Source organism: Croceifilum oryzae (assembly GCF_030814315.1).
Lineage (GTDB): Bacteria > Bacillota > Bacilli > Thermoactinomycetales > Thermoactinomycetaceae > Baia > Baia oryzae.
Map to the genome: position 1 here is coordinate 125,973 of NZ_JAUSUV010000008.1, position 15,371 is coordinate 141,343.

A 15,371-nucleotide genomic window follows, 5' to 3' on the forward strand; every position below is an offset into this window, starting at 1 on the left:
ATGTCATACTTGATAGCACTCGATGATGGCCATGGCCGGGGAACATCTGGAAAGAGAACTCCACATATTTCAGGGGTAGGTGTTATTGAAGAGAATCGATTTAATAGTGCGGTGGTAGGCTTTTTAGATCAAGAGTTGAGAAAATGTGGGTTTCGCACTCTGTTGGTAGCTCCGACCGATTATGATACACCGCTTGCTCGTCGTACCGCTCTGGCTAATGCTAAACGGGCAGATGTTTATGTTGCTGTTCATTATAATGCCGGGGGTGGGAGTGGCATAGAGACGTTCTATCATACTGCATCAAGCAAAGGTAGACGTCTAGCGACTTGTATTCACAAACAAGTTGTAAAAGGAACACCTCAGAAGGATCGTGGTCTAAAGTCCGGGAATCATCTCTGGGTCATTAGAAAAACGAACATGCCAGCCACTCTCGTCGAATTTGGCTTCATGGATGACCCGGGCTTAGTTGAGGCGAAGCGTATGATTAGTTCAGATTTTCAAAGAGAGTGTGCTATGGAGACAGCGCGGGGTATTTGCGAATTCTTCGGAGTAGCCTATTCTTCTGGTTCATCTAGTACTTCCACATCATCTCCATCCTATCCGGGATCTCACATTCGAAAGGGGTCGCGTGGAGAGAGTGTAAGGATGATTCAACGTAGATTGGGTGGGCTTGTAGTGGATGGGATATTTGGCGAGAAGACCCTAAGTGCTGTGAGATTGTTTCAAAAGAGAAATGATCTCGTAGTAGATGGGATAGTAGGAGTGAATACTTGGAAGGCTTTATTTAGTTAGAGGAGAGGAGTATATAGAAAGTGTTACTTGAGTGTAGCACTTTCTATATAAGTATTGATAGATTAAGAGGTTAATATCATATATACGAGGTGGAACATTTTGAACAAGAAATTACCGTTATTGTTTGCGATTGTAGCAATGATCGTATTTCTACCAACAGATGTATTTGCATATAATCTTTTTGGTTATAAGTTAACCAATGGAGTAGGTAACTGGGGTAAGAATCGCCAATATTATTACGTACATGACTCTGCTAAAACGTATTATAAACCACTTATTAAAGGTGCTTGGGATACATGGATACACTCATCTCACATCGTATCTACTCCTATTTCTTTTCGAGAAACAACTAACAAGAAATCAGCGGTAGTAGAGCTGGCTTCTTTCTCTAATAACGATTCCAAACATCAGTATGTAGCAATTACGAGCTTTTTTAGGTATCAAAAAGAAGTTGAACCTTGGGAATCGAACTGGGGATGGGCAAAAATTGACTTAAACCGTTTTTATATGAAAAATCATCTTAAAGCCGATCAGCAAGGGACGATTGCCCACGAGATCGGACATGCTATGGGTTTAGCCCATAATGGAGATAGTTTTTCAATTATGTGTCCACTTGCAGGAGGTAGAAAAACAGCCAGACCTTTAAGGGATGATTACGAGGGAATCAATGTACTGTACTAATAACTAAGGGGCGGTTTTGATATGAAAAAAGGACATATCTTTTTAATTGGCACTATCGTGTTATGTTCTGTCATAATGGGTTTAGTTTTTTCGTCAAAAGCTTCTTCGACAAATCAGGATGCACATGCTAAAAAGAAGGTTGAAACGAATGTGACAAAGAAAGATGTTGATGAAAAATCACCGGGCTTGACTGTTGAATCTAATGGAGATATTGAAACCATATACAGCGACATACAAAGCTTAACAAAAGAAGCTGATGTTATATTCGAAGGTGAGGTATTAAGTACTAAAACAAAATATTATAAGGATATTACGATACCGTCTACCGTTTCTCAGGTTAAAGTTGTCAAGGCAACTAGTGGGAATATACGGGTTGGAGATGTTCTAACGTTTGAAGAGATAGGAGGATTTACTACACAAAAGTATGTTAAGGAAAGTAGTGGAAGAGATTTTCCTCTTAGCAAATCAGAAGAAAAACAGCCAGTGGAATTCAAGGTTAATGGGATTTCTGCCATGAAAAATGGCGAAAAGGTAATTTTGTTTGGAGGGAAAAACAAAGATGAGACGTATTCGGTGATCGGTGTCTATCAAGGTAAGTTTAGAATAGAGGGCGATATCATTCAAAGAGTAGTACCCAAGGGAGATGAGGGAATGTATTCATCCTTACAGATGAATCAGGCCAGTTTGGAAAAAGAAGTAAATCAATTTAAAAAGTAAGAGATAGGAGTATCGATGTCTCCGCAGAGGATGATGTAGTAGGGCCGCGAACGTGGAAAGTGTTGTTTAGATAAAAAATGATAACTAACTGCCTCCATGTTTGCATACGGGGCAGTTAGTTAATTAGTACATGAAACAAATAAGGGCCATCAATATAGTGTAGACCTTCTTCATTAAATCAAGATCTACATAGAATGAAATTCGTTCAGATTTCCGAGATTGTCATAGTCATAGGTTTGCAGACATACCCCTGACACTTGCTTGGATAGCTCCTATGCTGTCGTAGTCGAAAAACTACTAAATAGTAGAATCGGGTGGGTCAGGCTGGAATGCTGTAAGTTTTTGATCCGGTGGATCAGGCTGTAGAAAGCTCATTGTCTTCATCTTTTTCACCTCCTTCATCCTTCTACCTTCTCAATAATGGAATCTAATGTTAACTCTAGTTCGTAATCGAGTAATTTATCTGCACACTTTCGATGTGCCTCAATATTACCAACAGATCGATAGCAATATGCCAACTTAACTAGAGTATCTTTCAGTAGTGAGGGAAACTTGCTTTTTTCTGCCTGGACTAGAGCTTTATTGTAAGGAATAATCGCAGATTCGATTTCTCCTTGGTAGATATGGAAGTCTCCGAATGTCTCTAAAGCCTCGATGTAACGATATTCATCATTACTGTTTTCACCAATCTGAACGGCCTTTTCGATGTGCTCCTGAGCCCAATCAGATTTGCCTTGTTGCATATACAGTTTTCCTAGTTGTATATGTATGCTGATAAGCAGATACTCTTTTTTGATTGAATCCTTCATCTCTAGTGCCAGATTGAAATATTCTTCGGCTTCCTCAAATTGTTTACTTCTCATGTATAAACTTCCAAGGGTAATCCAAAGTTCAAATCCACGTTCGATCTCCTTATTAGTTCGTGCTAATTCCGCTCCTCGTTCCGCGTACTCTTTGGCTTTATCGTAAAAATTAGCTTTGATAAAAAGTAGAGCTTGGATCTCAAACATATTAATTCTTACCTCAATGTTATCGATCTTCCCAATGTCCTTCCATAATTGCGATAGAGTTCGTGTGGCAGATTCATTTTCGTTCATTTTTTCCAAATAGAATGCCTTGGTCACTAGTAGTACATAGATTAGACCAGGACGTTCTTTTTCAGGTATAAAAGAATCGATGCCCAGATTGTTGAAATGGATAGCCCGTTCTGCATTGCCCTCATGGTAATAGGCGATCCGCCCCAGTTCTTTGTAACAGAATGGAATAATGTTACTTTTATCCCAATCAGGATGGTCTTTTAGAATGTTAATTGCTTCCTCGAATTTCTCGCGTGCTTTCGTCCACTTTTTCTTATGATAGTAGCATCTACCTATTAAATAAGCATGAATACCGCTAATAGGATCATCCATATCAAAAGTGAGAGTCTTTAATTTTGTATATGCTTTATTGGCTCCAAGATAATCGAGTAAACCTTCGATTCCTAGTAGTTTTTTGTACCATTTATCTTGCTGTTCACGTTCATTTTTCAGGATGTTCCGATACTGGCTAAAATCAATCTCTAGCGGCTGACACATAAGTTTGATTTTATCTTCACTGACACCAGCTATACCACGCTCATAATTACTGATTGTGGCAGCGGATATTTCTTCTTTGGCTGCTTTGGACAGGTTATCAAGTGTATAGCCTAGACTTTTCCGGGCTTTCCGAAGGTATTTACCAAAGTCTAGATAGTCTCTCATTTCCATTTGTATCGGAATTACTCCTCTCCAAAAGGTATCTGAATCAATTATTGATCAAAACTCTGATTTTTTCAATGAGTCAGACGTAACTATATTTTTAGTATCATTCGCTAAAAAATGAGTGCTTTTGATTTGAATAGATGTTATTAGGTACAGATATTTAATCAAATACCACCTTATTCATTAAATATAAAATGTTTGTATAATTATGTATTTTTATATAAGATCAAACCAATGAAGAAGTTTAGAGCTTGTATTCTTTAATTGAAGGAGGTGAAAGTATGCTGAAGTTGCAGGTGGAAGGTCCAAAAGATGAGATCCAAGCATTCCTGTATGACTTGAATAGGAACTCTAATACAACATTAAAACAGCAAGAAGATGGATATAGGATAAATGATGATGGTGTCTTTCCTTGTATGAGATGTGAAATGGAGCATGATCGTAGTAGTAGAGTGGAGATTATCGAGATGGAAACCGTTGATGGCTTGACCATTCGCCTTCCACTGTTAGATGTGATTTGTGTGAGGATTACAGATGAACATCAAATGGTAAGCGGAATGAGCTACGATATTTTTGCAAACAAAAAAGGCCACGCCACATGGCCCGAGTGAAAGTATACCTAAACACTACAAAACAGTGATCAAATACGTAGGAGGTAGATGAGGTATAAGCTCCTCCTATGTGTTTACCCTAGTGTAGCACATCAATATGTATTTTAGTATTGTATCTCTTCATTAAGGAAGGTACGAGAAAAATGAGGAATTTTCCAAGGGGTTTCACTCCCTTGTGTACCGTTTACGTTACTGTTAAGCCAAATCGAGATATGCACAATATCAAAGTTGTTCAGGATCATGGTACTGTTTTTAAATTACCCAACGCCATACTTAAACGAGAGAAGAAAGATAGCGATTCCCGGTGTTCGTGTGGGAGAAGAGTTATCCCTCCTATATCCACTCTTCAATGTCCCCTTTGTTTCCTTGATTCTTTACCTATCGTAGATGATACAAATAATTAAAGGGAACTAGTTTCCCTTTTTATTTTTTCGGATATATTCAGAATAGAATTATATATAAGATGAAAAAGGAGAGAATATAAGATGAAAAAGAAACGATCGCTTCTCCGACGATTGTTTTTAGTGAGTACGTCGTTTTCGATCTTTTTTGGAACAGCTTTCCCTACTTCTACCCATGCGGCAGATTTTGCTAGCGCGACCTATAAAGCCGCGGAATGGGGCTTTCTATCTGTTTATATGAGTGCAAAGGATACATGGAACAAGCTATCAGATCAATGGACTCTCGCATCCGAAAAGACCAATGGAAGCAAGGAGTTTACTGATAATCAACAGAGCCTTCCAGTAAAGGAGACGGCCCCTAAAGGAAAAAAGGTTGTAGATCCTAAGCGAGTAAAAGAGTTAGTAGAACAAAGGAAGATCAATGCTAAGTTCTATGAGCTTTCGGATGGCCGGATCGAAGCCGAGATTAGCTCAGATCCTGTTCACTACCGGGATTCAGATGGAAAATTACAAGATATCCAAAATGGCATCTCGAAGACGAGTCAAAAGGGATACGTGTATAGTAGCGAAAAGAACCAATTTAAAACGTATTTTAGCGATAGAGCAAATGAATTAGTCAAGATTTCGAGTGGGAAGCATGCTATATCCATGGGATTAAAAGCTCCGAATAAGCCACAAGTTTCCCCAACAGTAAAAGGGAACATCATCTCGTTTCCAGATGTCTTGAATAAAAGTAAAATCGAGTATCAAACCGAAAATAGCAAAGTAAAAGAAAGAATTGTTTTAAATGAGAAGCCAGAGAGTAACGTATTTGACTTCATCCTCGAAACAGGAGATCTCGATCCCAAGTTACAATCAGATGGCTCCGTTTTATTTGTAGATAAAGGTGATGTTGGTGTTTTTAAGATTCCAAAACCCTTTATGTACGATAGTAAGAAAGAAGAGAGCTCCCCCTATGGTTATGCTTGGAGCCATGATGTGAAACAGGAAATTGTCCAGGTAGATGGTAAGAACGTTTTGCGTGTGATTGCGGATAAAGACTGGATAAACAATGAGAAGCGCTCATTTCCTATCACAATAGATCCCACTCTGGAATTGCAACCGACTCCCGGTAACGGAGCCCAGAATAGCAAAGACACGATGATCAATAGTTCCTCTCCTACCACGAACTACAATGATAACTGGAGGCTATCCGTAGGAGCGGATTCGTCGCAAATTTCACGCTCCATTGTAAAGTTTGATACTTCTGTCATTCCATCAGGAAGCAAGATCGACTTTGCACAGGTACAGCTCTATTACGACCAAAACTTCTGTACAGGTTGTAAGGATACCGACCAAGATGTAACCTTCAGCCTCCATAGAGTCCTTCAAGACTGGAACCCAGCTGAGGCGACATGGAAGGAAGCAAAGAAAGGAGTACCATGGACAAGCCAAGGTGGAACCTACCGAGGAGCCGTAGAAGCAAGCACCTATGTGTTGGATAACACAGACAGTACAGGTATTACCAAGAATGGTACATGGAACTTATCCAGTAACGTTGCGGGTGGAGTGAATGGTAGCTATCACGCCGCACAACCGAATGATAAGAGTGCGACGAATACCTTTACGTGGAAACTGTACCTAAACGAAAGTGGGACTTACGATGTCGCGGCATCGAATGTAAAGGCATCAGACCGTGCAACCTCTGCTCCATACAGCATTGTCCACAATGGAGGAACAACGAAAGCCTATGTGAACCAGCGGACAGCTAGTACGGGTTACCAATCACTTGGACAATTTAAATTTGCGGCGGGGGATAGCCATAGTATCACCCTTTCTAACTACGATTCGAGTAAAAAAGTAGACGGAGCCGTTATCGCCGACGCTGTTCGCTTTACGAAAACAGCTGAGGTGAATAAATCTGCTAACGTGAATAACCGCTGGCATGATTACACAGCGCGAGATCTCGTTCAATCTTGGGTGGATGGAAGCCAAGAAAACTATGGAGTTCTCATCAAGGCCAAAGATGAATCGAAAAAAGTAGGTGGAGTGCGTTATACAGCAAGCCAGAACTTTGATGAAAATGCTGTGCGACCGAAGCTAAAAGTAGTTTACGGTAAGCCGTCTGTTCTACTAGCAGAGCCTACTAAGATCTATGCAAACGGTGCAGAGTTGAAGTGGACGAGGTATATACGTTCTGACTTTGTGGAGTACCAGATCCATCGAAGCACAAATCAAGCCTTTATTCCTGATGAAACTACCTTAGTCGCACCGATCCCTAACCAGAATACACTCACCTTTACAGATACGACGGCCACACCAACTCCTTCTTATAGCAGTGATCCGTTTGGACGAGCCTACTTCTACCAGATTGCAGTGAAAACGGTAGATGGTACGATTGTTCCCTCTACGACTCAGCTTGTCCGACTACCGAAATCGGGTATGACCATTCAGATTTTGCAAAATGCCATTGATACGACTATCTCAAGCAAAGTACCGGGAAGAGGATTTGACTATTTAGAAGGAAGTCCATGGGCATCTGTAGGGAACAACAGTGAGACGCTTGAAACCACTCGCTCTCTTTACAAATTTGACCTCTCTTCCATTCCTAGTACAGCGAAAGTAGTGAACGCTGACTTTAGTCTGTGGAGTTGGCAACGGGATAGCGTGGGAACCAAAAATGCCACCTATAATGTACATTCTTTGAAAAAGGATTTTACATCCGAGGAAGGGGCTAACTGGAAAGATTATAATAAGGAATTTGATTCCTCTGTTATCGACTATGTAACCAATGTGACCAATGATCCAAAGTGGCTAAACTGGGATGTTACTTCGGTTGCTACTCAATGGGTGAAAGACCGGGCTGCAAATAAGGGATTCATGATCCGCCATAGTGATGAAGGAAGCAAAGCAGCCAAAGAAAAAATACTTACAGTAAGTAGTGAGATGACCCTAGCTCCACAGCTTAAGCCGAAGATGAAGGTTGTTTATATCGACAAAAAGGCCGCCAACTCCTACTACGCACCGAAAACTCCTACCACGATGAAGTCGGGCGAAACGTACCCTGTGGAGGTAACACTCTCCAATCCAACTGATACAGCGTGGAACGGAAGTACTGATTCACTTGGTTGCCACTGGGCATTGCCGAATGGAACCGATCGGACGACTGAAGATAATTGTGTAGGTGCGCAGTTTAAACCCATTGATGCTGATGGCAATGAGTCTGTCGCAACTGTCAACATTGCACCTGGGCAAACGGTTACCGTTCGCGGAAACATCAAAGCCCCAGCCATTAGTCAGCCGAACAAACTCCGTGAAGGGCTTATTCTACAATGGGATTTGAAACTGGATGGAAAGTGGTTATCTAAAAGCCCAGATCCGATTCCGACTCTGAATCAGTTCGTCATGGTCGAAGATCCGAATGGTGGAAAGGACTTAGGTGTGGATGAGAATCATGCTTCCAGTGATGGGAAAACAACTGGAACGGGGATTAACCTATATCGTGGAAATGCGAGTTTCTCTTATGCTTCCTTCGAAAACCCATCTCGTGGAGACTTCTCTACTTCTGTCAATCTAACTTATAACAGCCTTGATACAAGTGATTCGCCTATTGGAGTCGGTTGGTCACTTGATACCTCTAGCTTTGTTCGTTTAGGAGCTTCACTGGGTGATCAGGTTTATACGGATAAACAGGATAAAATTACTCGGGGTTCCATGGATCTCCTTGATAGTGATGGAACGAACCATACCTTTACATGGGATACAACAACAAAAGAATTCAAATCTCAGCCAGGGGACGAGCTCTATCTCCAGTATCTAAGTGGCGGATCAAGTAGTCGAAAGTGGGTTGTTACGGAGCCAGATCGTACTCAATACTACTTTGACGACAAAGGATATTTAGTCGAAGCAAACGACCAGAATGGGAATAACTTGCGGTACACATACGAAGAGAAGAGCGTGAGTAACAAACCAGTCAAGCTGTTACGTTATGTAACCGACTCACAGAATCGTCAAACCCTCACGATTGAATACAACGACAATCACAAAGTATCGAAGATCAAGGCCCTACAACCAACAGCAACCGAAACACCACAGCGTGTAATTGAATTCACATACGATGCATCCAATCGGTTAACGAAGTTCGTAGATGGTGCCGGAACCAATATTGCAAAGACACACGAATTCGTCTATGACCTACTCTCTACCAACGTTATCAATCAGATCAAAGACCCTCGCGGAAACATCACGAAGATCGATTACTACACTGATGGAGAAAATAAGCATCGCGTTAGCAAGATGAGTAACAAAAAAGATGAAGTCATGCTCTATACCTATAACGACAAAGAGCGAATTGAAACCGACCTCAAAGGCAATTCAACCAAGTACCTCATGGATGACAAAGGAGATCCAGTTAAGATCACGGACGCAAAAGGGAACGTAAGTGAGTTCAAGTACGATGCAAACCACAACATGACGTGGAAAAAAGATCCTAATGGTGGAATCACCACATGGACCTACGATGAATTGGGCAACGTTCTTACTACAACTGACCCAGAAAATAATGCGATCTCAGATCCATCCAAGCGGAAGTTCAGTCGCTATGACTATCAATATTCGTTAAATAAGCATGTAGCAGAGTTAATCAAAACCACTACTCCCGAGGGTCGCTTTACGAAAACTACCTACAATGAAATCGGGAATGTAGTGTCAGTTGAGGACTCTGAAGGGAACAAAACCGTTACTTCGTACCATGGTAATAGCGGACTAGTAAAGAGTGTCACTGATTCAAATGGAAAAGTCACAACTTATGGAGATCCGAGTGTAGCTGACTTTGGTTATGATGCAAACGGAGAAGCCAAGAAGGAAACGGATGCTCTAGGAAACACCACTATCACCAAACATGATGATTTTGGTAACATCGTCGAAGTCACCGATCCAAAAGGAAAGACGGCTACTTTCAGCTTTGATGTCTTCGGTCGTCCTCTAGGATCTAAAATGCCGAAAGACCAAGCGAAAGGCGAATTCATCACAACTACTGCACCTACTTACGATGCAAACGATAACGTGATCGAGAAAACATCTCCAATGGGAGCAAAATTCGTCTACAAGTATGACGAGTATGATCGCTTGGTAGAAGAGTTGGAGCCAAAGAACCATCCAAGTGATCCAGAGAAAAAAACCACCTATTTCTATGATGAATTAGGAAATCTCATCAAGGAAGTAGAACCAAAGGGTAATCTCACCGATGATCCCAATGATTACACCACGACTCATACGTACAATGAACTCAATCAACTGGTCGCCGTCACCAATAGCCAAGGGCACAAGATCACATATGAATACGACAAGATCGGCAACCAGATCAAAGTCACCCAACCCAAAGGGAATCAAACCCCTGATAACCCGAATGATTATGTCGTCACGACTACGTATGACTTAAATAACCGCCCGGTTAAAGTGACGGATGCCGATGGGAAATCGATTGAAACCACCTATGATGCGGATGGAAAAACGATTCAATCGAAGGACAAAGAAGGAAATGTCCACAAGGTTTCTTATAACATCCAGGGACTGGTATCAGAGGAACAATCTCCACAAAAAGCAGGTGTGACGAGAACCACTCGTTATACGTATGACAAGATGGGTAATGTGACCCAAGTAGATCCACCACGAGGAACGGCTACTCCGTATGCTGACGACTTCGTACAAAAGAAAACGTATGATGATCTCGGTCGTGTGAAAGAAGTCATCTTCCCAAGAGATCCGAACAGCTCCAACCCACGCTTCAAAGAAGAGCAAAAAATCATCTATAGCTATGATGAAGTAGGAAATGTCACCTCGGTAAGCACACCTCCGTCTGAAGGGCAAACCGAACGTAATATCTCCACCTTCACTTATTTTGACAATGGTTTGCTGAAAACCGTTACAGATAGCTGGGGTGTAAAGACCGAATACGATTACAACCAGATCGGGAGTCAGATAGAGCGAGTGAGCACCAGCTCCGACGGGAAAGTAGAACGGAAAATGAGCTGGGATTACTTCCCGGATGGCAAACTGAAGAAAAACGTAGACGAAGGACTACAAAACAAAGGTAGTTCCTCGGATACGGAGAGAAAACAATTCGAATATGCTTACGATATAAACGACAACATTGTTTCTATGAAAGATTCTAGTAGCAATAAAAAAGTGGATGAATACCGTACTGCCTACACTCCACTCAATCAAGTGAAGGAAGTACAAGAAGTCGTTGATGGCATCGTGAAACGAAGCATCCAGTATGACTATGATGTCCATGGAAACTTGTTCAAACAGGAGTACTCCAACAACATCTCCGAATACAGTTATAACGGCTTGGATCAAGTCACCCAGTTCTCACATAAGAAATCCGCTGAGGATAATAAACCTCAAGTGTATGGTTTTCAATACACTACCAGCGGAAAAACCAAGAAAGAAACCAAGCCAAACGGAACTGTAACGGATTTCGAATATAATCCAGACGGATCCGTCTCTCAATGGGAAACCAAGAAAACAAATGGAACCTCTCTGCAGAAACATTCCTATGAATACGACTTGCATGGAAACCCAACCAAAGACGTTTATGCGGGTCTAGATGCAAATAACAAGCCTATTCACAACACCTATGCATACACATATGATCCGCGAGATCGTCTTGTCCGCTATGACAAATCAGGAACCCAATCCTCCACAGAGGAATATGTTCTCGACGCAAATAGTAACATGGTTTCAAAAACTAGAGACGGTGTGCTCTCAACATACAAGTACGATAAAAACCGTCTTATTGAAGAAACCGAGGCAGGACTTACATCCAAGTACATCTACGATGCTATGGGCCGAGTTGATAAGATCACCACAGACGGTAAAGACAAAGAAACCTTTACCTACGACCAGTTTGATCGCACCATCGAGCATACGAAGCTGGACAAAGATAACGTTACGATGATTAAGTCCCGCTTTGCTTATGATCCACTCGACCGCACTACATCGAAAGTAGAGAAAGCTGGCACAGCCAATGAAAAGGCTACCACCTTTAACTACTTAGGCAATACAGATCAAGTCCTATCTGAAGAAGTAGCAGGAAAAGTAACCCAGTCCTACTCTTACTCTGCATGGGGACAACGACTTACGATGTTGAAAGAAGAAACAAAAGAACTCTCCTATTTCGAATCAGGGAATAACGGTGTCGAGATGTTGACGGATGAGACAGGGAATATCCGTGCCACTTATGGGTTTACGCCTTATGGTGAAGATGATAAGGATATGTTTACCGGTGTTGATAAGATTGATGCAACCAAGCCTGATCAAGCCATGTATAACCCATTCCGTTACGAAGGCAAGCGTTGGGACTCGAATACACAGTCATACGATCTCGGATTCCGTGATTACCGCCCGGGTGAGGGACGTTTCCTAAGTAGTGATTCCTATAACGGCGCAGGTGCGCATCTTGCCCTCATGATGGATGCAGGAAACTACAACCTGTACGGCTATGCCGGAGGAAATCCGATTTCCAATAGCGATCCAGATGGTCACGCATGGTGGAACAATTGGAATGATTTCAAAGCGGGTGTTTCATCTGCCACCTCTGCAGTCGTATCCACTGTGTCTACCTACGCTCAAAAGGCATACGACACTGTCGTCTCGGTAGCGAGGAGTACTTATAACGCAGGGAAAAAATTCGTCAAAAAGATTGTTGCTCCGATTAAGCGAGCCATCAATAAAATCTACAACAAGGTAAAAAATGTCGTTAAGAAAGTCGTGAGTTATACTAAACGGGCCGTGAAGTCTGCCAAGAGTGCCATTAAATCCATCACCAAGCCCAAACCCAAGTCGGCAACCAGTAGTAAGCCCTCAGCATGGGTGTCTGCTCTACGGGAAACGGCTTCGTGGGTAGTAGCTGAAATTCCGATTATCAGTAGTGTCAATGATGCCGTAGTACTAATCGCAGGTCACGACTTCATTACCGGCGATGATGTTCCGAGGCTGTACGGAGCAATAGGTCTCTTCTCACCGATTAGTTCGAAAGAAGCAAGGCTTGGCGGTCACGTTATTGAGACGGCTGGAGAGCAACTTGGAAAGCGGCTTTGTTTTGCCGCAGGTACACTAATCCGTACAGAACGTGGTAACAAATCCATTGAAGACATTCAAGTGGGCGACAAAGTCTTGTCTAAGGACGATAAGACTGGGAAAATGGAGTACAAGAAGGTAACTCAGCTCTTTAAACGTGACGTGGACAAGATCTATACTGTTCATGTAGGCAAAGAGAAGATTGAAACTACGGCCGAGCATCCATTTTGGGTGGAAGGACAAGGTTGGACAAAAGCTCAAGATCTCCATGCAGGAGATTTGTTGCAGGACGAGAATGGATTTAATGTTCCAGTCGAGAAGGTAATAGTTAAGGAAGAAAAAACTACTGTTTACAACTTCGAGGTTGAGGACTTCCATACGTATTATGTCTCTGATACAGGTATCTGGGTTCATAATAAGTGTGGTGGTGAAGCTTATGATGTAGGATTTTACAAAGACCTATTAGGTAACCGTCACAAAGGATTAGATGCTCACCATGTAGGGCAAACTGCCGCAATGAAAAGGCTTGTAAGCAATTATGATCGAGATCTCTCTCCAGCAATATTAGTTCCAAGTATCGGTCATACTCGTAGGGGAGCCAGCGGGACAGTTTCGAAAAACCCAAATGGATTTACAAGCGCCCGGGATGTAGTAGCAAGAGATATATGGGAGTTAAGACGAGTTTATCCAGACGCTCCTAATACAAGTCTTCAAGAATTAATACGGATGAACAAAGAGCTATATCCAGAAGTAGCAAGAAGATGAGCTGATATACGGCGCACGAAGAAAATTTTGCATTTATCAGGAAAGTATGAGTTTGGGCGGAACTCGTTACTAAAAAACCGCCCTATCCTTTGAATAGGGAGGAAGATAGGGTTATTCTGATTTGAGAGGTCATAATCCTATCGATGAAAAGATGAATCTAGAAACATTGATTAAGTCTCTGTATAAGCAATTGATAAATGATAGCTGTGCATTTTATCAAGACATGTTTATAAACCGAACTGAGCAGGATGTTACTGATCCATATTGGAAAGAATCACTGAAAATGTTCGCTAATCTTTCAAATGAGGATAGAAAGACCTTTTTCAAAGTAATTGAACAAGTACAAGTAGATTCAATGTCTGAAATACTGGGGATTTTAGATGGAGTAGTATGGGTTGACGGAGATGTGAAATTTAACGTTACCTTGGGTGATGGAGGTATTCCAATCAATGGGGAGTTGCAGGAGCTATTTTTAGCCTATGACGAAGAGAAGCGTCCAAGGAATAAGGAGTGAAAATGTATTGGACGAATTTGATCAAGATTGGCTGGAAGAAGAGCTATCACAGTTTAATGAATTTCAGCGAGCTGCTTTCTCAGCTTCATGTGCTGAAAGAATGATCAAAAACTATGAGAGATTTTATGAGGAAACGGGTTGGGGAAATCCAGATTTATTAAAAAAAGCTTTATCAGAAGTGTGGAAATCATTATCCCTGCAGGAGGTTGATCCAGAAAAAATTGAGCTCCTAAGAAACCAAGTAACCGATATAGCTCCAGATACTGAAGATTTTGAGACAATCTATGTTTCTTGTGCCTTAGATGCTACAACAGCGGTGAATGGTGCATTGGATAGTCTAATTACACAAGGAGCAGACGGGGCAGTCGGTACGGCTATTGTCAGTGTAGATACTGTGGATATGTATGTTCAAGAGTTATTAGATCTAACGCCATTTGATCAAGAACGCGAAAAGAAGATTGTTGAGCATCCATTGATGGTTCGGGAGCTACAGAAGATTACTTCTGATATGGAGCTTATCTCCAAAACTCCAACATTATCGAAGCAGTTCATCGATAGCTTGAGAATGTCATCTACAGGTACCAGCTCATTAGGATTCTCCTAAGCCAATCTAAAAATCACTTTCGGACTTCGATCCGGAGGTGATTTTTATTTGTTATTGACGATTTTGGATGAGAGTATGATGCATGTGGACAAAGATAAAAACTCCGACTCATGCCGGAGTTTGTTCATTAACAATATAGCTAGGACAGAAAGTGTTTCCCTCCAGATTGTACTTTTCGATACCAAAGTACTTCATTAACAACATAGTTAGGCCAGAAACGTACCTTCATACTCTGTTCCTAAATCCTTAGTGATATCTTCATTAACAACATAGTACGGACAGAAACGCAAAAAAGCTCTCTTTTTCTCCGTGGGTACTTAGGCATCCTTAACAACATAGTTAGGATAGAAACTGTCGGCGAATTGTATAAAGGCTTCTATCATACACTTCAATAACAACATAGTAAGGCCAGAAACGACCTGTCACCGCTGACCTGACACTAACAAGAACTAGTATTCTTCAATAACAACATAATTAGGCCAGGAA

General features: G+C 41.6%; 8 protein-coding genes. 7 read left to right on the forward strand and 1 reads right to left on the reverse strand.

The features are described from left to right. From J2Z48_RS10395 to J2Z48_RS10405, 3 genes are all read left to right on the forward strand, one after another. Complete coding sequence (locus J2Z48_RS10395) at positions 1–792, forward strand: N-acetylmuramoyl-L-alanine amidase (RefSeq protein ID WP_307253261.1); 792 nt, start codon at positions 1–3, stop codon at positions 790–792. A gap of 99 nt (positions 793–891) precedes the next feature. Continuing rightward, entirely contained in the window at positions 892–1,473 is a 582-nt protein-coding gene (locus tag J2Z48_RS10400) for a matrixin family metalloprotease (RefSeq protein WP_307253263.1), read from the forward strand. A 21-nt stretch (positions 1,474–1,494) separates the two neighbouring features. After that, positions 1,495–2,190, forward strand: a complete 696-nt coding sequence (locus tag J2Z48_RS10405; protein WP_307253265.1) for a hypothetical protein — start codon at positions 1,495–1,497, stop codon at positions 2,188–2,190. A 398-nt stretch (positions 2,191–2,588) separates the two neighbouring features. On the opposite strand, the gene J2Z48_RS10410 is transcribed toward J2Z48_RS10405, so the two are convergent. After that, complete coding sequence (locus tag J2Z48_RS10410; RefSeq protein ID WP_307253266.1) at positions 2,589–3,935, reverse strand: helix-turn-helix domain-containing protein; 1,347 nt, start codon at positions 3,933–3,935, stop codon at positions 2,589–2,591. Between the two features lie 275 nt (positions 3,936–4,210). Between J2Z48_RS10410 and J2Z48_RS10415 the strand changes: the two genes are divergently transcribed. The 4 genes from J2Z48_RS10415 to J2Z48_RS10430 all read left to right on the forward strand — a co-directional run bounded on the left by J2Z48_RS10415 (position 4,211) and on the right by J2Z48_RS10430 (position 14,885). Next, positions 4,211–4,540, forward strand: a complete 330-nt coding sequence (locus J2Z48_RS10415; RefSeq protein ID WP_307253267.1) for a hypothetical protein — start codon at positions 4,211–4,213, stop codon at positions 4,538–4,540. A gap of 485 nt (positions 4,541–5,025) precedes the next feature. Then, positions 5,026–13,767 (forward strand): DNRLRE domain-containing protein, encoded by an 8,742-nt coding sequence (locus J2Z48_RS10420; protein WP_307253268.1) that lies wholly within the window; start codon positions 5,026–5,028, stop codon positions 13,765–13,767. Positions 13,768–13,888: 121 nt separating this feature from the next. Continuing rightward, positions 13,889–14,281, forward strand: coding sequence for a transposase (locus J2Z48_RS10425; protein WP_307253270.1), 393 nt, complete (start codon positions 13,889–13,891; stop codon positions 14,279–14,281). After that, positions 14,247–14,885 carry a DUF416 family protein gene (locus J2Z48_RS10430; protein ID WP_307253272.1) on the forward strand — a complete coding sequence of 213 codons (639 nt, stop codon included), beginning with the start codon at positions 14,247–14,249 and terminating at the stop codon, positions 14,883–14,885. Before J2Z48_RS10425 ends, J2Z48_RS10430 begins: the two co-directional genes overlap by 35 nt. The last annotated feature ends 486 nt before the right edge of the window (positions 14,886–15,371 follow it).

Excerpts from the sequence above, each read along its gene's own strand:
- J2Z48_RS10395 (WP_307253261.1), top strand. The coding sequence starts at position 1 with ATGTCATACTTGATAGCACTCGATGATGGCCATGGCCGGGGAACATCT.
- J2Z48_RS10405 (WP_307253265.1), top strand. The coding sequence starts at position 1,495 with ATGAAAAAAGGACATATCTTTTTAATTGGCACTATCGTGTTATGTTCT.
- J2Z48_RS10410 (WP_307253266.1), bottom strand. The coding sequence starts at position 3,935 with ATGGAAATGAGAGACTATCTAGACTTTGGTAAATACCTTCGGAAAGCC.
- J2Z48_RS10415 (WP_307253267.1), top strand. The coding sequence starts at position 4,211 with ATGCTGAAGTTGCAGGTGGAAGGTCCAAAAGATGAGATCCAAGCATTC.
- J2Z48_RS10420 (WP_307253268.1), top strand. The coding sequence starts at position 5,026 with ATGAAAAAGAAACGATCGCTTCTCCGACGATTGTTTTTAGTGAGTACG.
- J2Z48_RS10430 (WP_307253272.1), top strand. The coding sequence starts at position 14,247 with ATGACGAAGAGAAGCGTCCAAGGAATAAGGAGTGAAAATGTATTGGAC.